Source organism: Bacillus sp. GC_Bacil_1, from assembly GCF_026540675.1.
In the GTDB taxonomy this organism is placed as follows: Bacteria; Bacillota; Bacilli; order Bacillales; family Bacillaceae_G; genus Bacillus_A; species Bacillus_A cereus.
Map to the genome: position 1 here is coordinate 1 of NZ_JALNUG010000042.1, position 5500 is coordinate 5500.

Below are 5500 nucleotides of genomic sequence, written 5' to 3' on the forward strand. Positions count from 1 at the left end.
GTTTTATAAAAATAAGAATGGCTGGTAAATTTCACTTTATTGTTCACATCAACAAGTTCAAAACGCTCACAGACGAGTAACATATCTTCAGAGAAATTAAGGCCAAGCTCATTTAGTTCCTTTGTAAAAAAAGAACATGGGTGTCTCTCCAGTAATTATAAGTACGATCTCCTTCGCCTTCAGCGATAGCGAATTCTTCGCTTACTTCATTCATTGGTGTTACAGTTACTTCTATTGTCTTAATAATAGCTACAGGTTCATCATTACTATTGAGTATAATACTATAATCATTAGCAGTCGGTAGCGGTTCATTTTCTAATTCATAAAAAATGTGACCGGAGCATGTAGCGGTTTTAATACCGTCAATTACTAGCTGTGCAAGATAATTAGGGGAATCCCCAAATTGCCAAGCTGTAACAGATTCTGTTTTTTTGTTATTTCCCCAATAAGTATCCCAATATGTCTGTGCTAATTGATTCATTTTTATCGTCACCTCACTCTAATTAATATGTAGTCTCTTTATAATTCCTAGGAAATTTACTTATTTGTTATGCCTTTGTACTCATTTTTAATTTGTATTAGTATGTTGCAAATTAAAAAGATACTATGTGGAGTGAATATGGTTCGTAAATATGTTCTGTACATATATGGGATCTTTAATTTTCCAATTGTATTTTATGATAAAGGATATAGTTACTTAAAGAACGTTCAGATTATGAATGGTAGTTTATTATCACTATGCCATATTGAAGTGAGTAATACTAGAGTTGAAATAGATAAAAAAACCGATATTCTAAATTGAATATCAGTTTAATAATATGTGACTTATATGAATCTATAGCAATACGAAAAGCGTAAATAAGATAGCCAACAAAATACGATAGTATGCAAAAGGTTTTAAACCTATTTTCTCTAAAAGCTTTAGAAAAGTTACTACCGCTAGCATCGCTACTATAAAAGAGGTAATGAATCCTACCGCAAACATAGGGATGTCATCGACACTTAAATACTTCCAGCTTTTTAGTAAGTCTAAGCCTGTAGCCCCAATCATTACAGGAAGAGCTATTAGAAAAGAGAATTCAGATGCAGTCTTATAATTTACTTTTGCTAATAGACCTCCAGAGATAGTAGAGCCAGCTCTAGAGAAGCCAGGGTATACTGCTAAGCATTGAAATAATCCGATTGTTAAAGCTTGGCTGTATGTTAAATCGTCCAGTGAATAGGCTACTGCCTCTTTCTTTTTTTCTTCTGCAAAGATCATAAGAATTGCCCCTGCTACAAGTCCAATTACAACAGTGTATGGCTGGAATAAGTATGTTTTAATAATATCATGTAGTAGCAAACCAGCAACCACTGCTGGAAATACGCCAAGAAATACATGGAATGCGTTGAATTTTTTTTCTTTCTGTAGAAGAGGCTTAATATTACATAAAGAAACGAGACGTTTATGATATAAAATTGCAATAGCTAAAATTGCGCCTAGCTGAATAACAATTTCAAACGTTTTTGCTCTTTCTCCTTCAAAGCCTAATAAATGCCCGACTAATATAAGATGGCCAGTAGAGGATATAGGTAAAAATTCAGCTAATCCTTCTACAATACCGAGTATGAAGGCAATAATGATATCGCTCATAGTTTCACTCCTATAAATTAATGAATGTCTACTTTTTTAAAATAGAATAGTGTTGCAATAAACCCGGAAATTGTCGTTACTGCGATGATGATATAAGAATACTCTGGTGGATATGTCGGTTGTAATTCGTTATTTGCGATATCTAGAGTAGCGGTCCACGGAAATAAATCTTTATGCTTGGAGTTTACGAGCATAAGATTAGTCATTGTAATAATGACTGTTAATATAATGGGCGGTACATAGCTCTTCATTACAAGAGTTAGTAGCACAATAGGTGAAGACAATAGAAAGAGAAGTCCACCACATATTAAAAATTCTAGGAAAGAACCTAAAAGTAAAGCAATGTTAAAACCAGGGAAGTTCCCCAATAGCCCTAATATTAAAGTAAGTGCCCAAGCGACTAAAGTTAGCATCATAATCCAAAGAAAGAGAATGATGAATTTACTTATAATAAAGCTAATGCGCGACACGGGGATAGTTAGTAAATTTTTCAGTGTATCTTCTGCATATTCGCGGGTAAGCAAATAAGCAACCACTACTCCATATAAGGGGAATCCTATAACTAAAGTAGTATATAAGTTAACGTCAGTGAATAATTGATGGAACCAAATAGTTGGAGTTGGCTGTTTTGTTTTTATATGTATATAAGAGGCTACTACAACTAAGAAAGGTGCGACACCAGCACCAATAATGCTAATTAAAAACATATTAGAGCGTTTTAGTTTTAAGAGTTCTGTATAGAGTAGATTAACCAATTGTTCCACCTCCAACTAGTTTGGTGAAATAATCTTCTAGTCTATCTTCGCTTATCATCATTTTTAATACTTCAATATCATTGAGAACGAATGTTCTGTTTATGTATCCTTGTTGTCCAAAATGAGAGTAAATACGAATATTTCTTTCATCATGTACCTCATAATCAAAAATTTGAAGATGATTTTCTAATAACATCACAGCTTTATCGTCATTATTCACTTGAAACTCTATGTACTTACGGTTTGCTTTGCGCAGCGTATCAAGAGAAACTTCTTCTAGTAACTTTCCTTCATGAATAATTCCGATACGATCGACTAACTGTTCTACCTCGGCTAATATGTGACTAGAAATGAGTATTGTTATATTTCTTTCTTGAGCTAAGGAATGAATAAGTTTTCGCATTTCTTTAATACCAATAGGGTCTAGTCCGTTAGTTGGTTCATCTAATATGAGTAGCTCAGGATAATGGAGAAGAGCGCGTGCAATTCCTAAGCGTTGCTTCATTCCTAAAGAATACTTTCCCACTAACTTTTTTGTCTCATGCTGCAAGCCTACTATTTCTAATGCTTCTTCAATAGCATTCTTTTTGTGAACCCCAATTATCTTTGCATTAATTAATAGGTTTTCTTTTGCAGTTAAGTTTTCATAAAATCCTGGAACTTCAACTATAGAACCAATTCTGCTTAAAATATCTTTTTGATTTTGGAATAAGTTCTCTCCGAATATTTCAATTGTTCCACTTGTAGGTTTTATAAGACTAAGCAGCATACGAATGGTTGTTGTTTTACCAGCACCGTTCCGGCCTATGAAGCCATAAATCTCCCCTTTTTGAACATTAATATTTAAATTATTTACTGATTTTTGATTGCCATATACTTTAGTAAGGTTAGTCGTTTTTATAATTGTATTCATAGGAGACACCTGCTTTCTATAAGTTCGTACTTACATCATAAAAAGGAAGGCTTAACTGCATATTAATCATTTCTTAACTATTTCTTAAAAGTATTGTGTTTTGGAATAGAAAAGCTAAAATTAGTTCGTTTCCATGGAGTACTTTCAACCCATATATGCCCACCATTTTTTTCAACGAGTGCTTTAGAAATAGAAAGTCCGAGACCGCTACCACCAAATGAAGAGTTTCTTGATTGTTCGCTTCGGTACATTCGCTCAAATATGTTTTGTAAATCATGTTTTGGAATACCAGGGCCTTGATCCCAAATATGAAGTTCGTATTCTGCATCAGCTTCTAGCAGTTCGACCCCTATTGTTTTCCCATCCTTTCCGTAATAAATTGCATTTTTCATTAAATTACCGATAATCCGCATAATGCTTAGATGATCTGCGATGATAGGACAAGTAGACTCTGGTATAAGAATTTGCAGTTCGATGTTATGTTTTGAGAGCTCAGGTAAAAATTCAATCAAAACTTCTCTAGTAACTTCAGAAAAGTCGAGTTCTTCTTCTTTTAGTGGAAATTCATTAGCGTCTAGCTTCGCCATATTGAATATTTCATCAACTAGGTGCTTTAAGTTATTTGATTTCATATAGAGTATTTTAAGATATTCTTGTTTTTCTATTTCAGAAGCAGCAACTCCGTCTTTCAAAGCATCTATATATCCGATAATGGAGGTGAGTGGTGTTCGTATATCGTGGGAGATACTAGACAAAAGTTGTTTTCTGGATTCCTCGGATCTTTTGGCTTCAATCTGAACTTGCTCTAATTTAGCTATTAGCTCGTTTATTGAAAAAACGATATTATGTAATGAATGGTCATTGCTTGTGAATAATCTCGCTTGTAAGTTTCCTTTTAGTACACGACTTAATTTAGTTTCCATTGCTTTGCGATGTTGAATGAATTGTATTCTTGAAAAGAAGAGATAAATTGTAATTAAGATAAGGATAATAAATAAAGACATTTTTACTCTTGGGTTCATTTGTATGTTTAAAATCCCACAAATGATAAGTTGTAATGAAATAAGGAAGAGGGTTTTATCAGTCTTCAAGCTTTTCACCTACAAACTTATAACCAATTCCCCATATAGTCTGAATGAATTTTGGATTGGAAGGGTCAATTTCTATTTTCTTTCTAAGTTTTCGAATATGTACCATAACGGTATTGTCATCTTCAATATAATTATCGTCCCACACATTTCGGAAGAGCTGTGTTTTTGTAAATACTTGCCCTGGGTTTGAAGTAAAGAATTTTAATAGTTCCAGTTCTTTTCCGGTTAAGCTAATTTCTTCTTTGTTTGTATGAACTGTGTATGTATTTAAATTGATAGTTAGTCCTTTAAAAGATAAAGTCGTTTTTTCTTGAGTAGTATTGTTACTTCCGAGAACTAAAAAACGACGCATAAGAGCTTTTACTCGTGCAATTACTTCGTGAATGCTGAAAGGTTTCGTAATATAATCATCAGCACCAATGCTTAAACCTAAAATTTTATCAACTTCATGATCTTTAGCGGTGAGCATTAATATAGGTACGTTAGTTTTATCTCTAAGTTTTTTACATACCTCGATTCCATCTATTTTGGGCATCATAAGATCTAATATAACGAGGTTATAGTTATTTTGATTAAATAAATGCAAGGCTTCTTCGCCGTTGATTGCAGTGTCTACCATGTATAATTCTCGTTCTAAATATATTTTTAATAAATTTCGGATTTCTTTATCGTCGTCTGCTATAAGGATACGTATATCTTTCAAATCTTCACCTGCTTCTAATAGAGTTTTATTGATAGTACAACAACTCTCTAATTATATACTAGTATTTGTTAAAATAAGGTTGCTAGTTTTGTTGGAGAAAAACGTCTACACAAGTTAAGTCTAGAGTTCAAATTAACCCGAATATATTTTGGAAAATAAATTAAAGAGAAGCAGAAGGTGTTCTCCGATAATGAAATTCTATAGAGACGTATCTAGCTAAAAAAGCATAAAAATATTAAATTGAATTTCTTTATAAAAAGGTGTTGACGATTATACTTTAGAGGTGTAATATAGAACAAGTCGCCGATGACATTAACGTCGCAAGCGACAAACGAAATGAAAAACTTAGTTGACATTACAAAATAGAAATGTTAACATAAGGAAGTCGCGAATGAGCGACCGAGT

At 33.1% G+C, this 5500-nt stretch carries 5 protein-coding genes and 1 pseudogene; all 6 read right to left on the reverse strand.

What is annotated here, in order from left to right; all coding sequences use genetic code 11:
- Positions 1 to 481 (reverse strand): annotated as a pseudogene (locus tag OXT04_RS29340) (ASCH domain-containing protein); the annotation flags it as partial.
- Positions 482 to 835: 354 nt separating this feature from the next.
- Positions 836 to 1633 carry an undecaprenyl-diphosphate phosphatase UppP gene (gene uppP, locus OXT04_RS29345; protein ID WP_001279959.1) on the reverse strand — a complete coding sequence of 266 codons (798 nt, stop codon included), beginning with the start codon at positions 1631 to 1633 and terminating at the stop codon, positions 836 to 838.
- 17 nt (positions 1634 to 1650) lie between these two features.
- On the reverse strand, positions 1651 to 2388 hold the full coding sequence (locus OXT04_RS29350) for an ABC transporter permease (protein WP_000247715.1): 738 nt from the start codon (positions 2386 to 2388) through the stop codon (positions 1651 to 1653).
- Positions 2381 to 3310: an ABC transporter ATP-binding protein gene (locus OXT04_RS29355; protein ID WP_308202233.1), complete on the reverse strand. Its 930-nt coding sequence runs from the start codon at positions 3308 to 3310 to the stop codon at positions 2381 to 2383. Before OXT04_RS29355 ends, OXT04_RS29350 begins: the two co-directional genes overlap by 8 nt.
- 68 nt (positions 3311 to 3378) lie before the next feature.
- Positions 3379 to 4392, reverse strand: a complete 1014-nt coding sequence (locus tag OXT04_RS29360) for a sensor histidine kinase (protein WP_000845339.1) — start codon at positions 4390 to 4392, stop codon at positions 3379 to 3381.
- On the reverse strand, positions 4382 to 5095 hold the full coding sequence (locus OXT04_RS29365; protein ID WP_000651998.1) for a response regulator transcription factor: 714 nt from the start codon (positions 5093 to 5095) through the stop codon (positions 4382 to 4384). The genes OXT04_RS29360 and OXT04_RS29365 overlap by 11 nt, the downstream gene beginning before the upstream one ends.
- Positions 5096 to 5500 lie beyond the last annotated feature (405 nt).

Bases quoted from the DNA above. Each gene is read 5' to 3' on its own strand.
- uppP (WP_001279959.1), bottom strand. From the start codon at position 1,633: ATGAGCGATATCATTATTGCCTTCATACTCGGTATTGTAGAAGGATTA.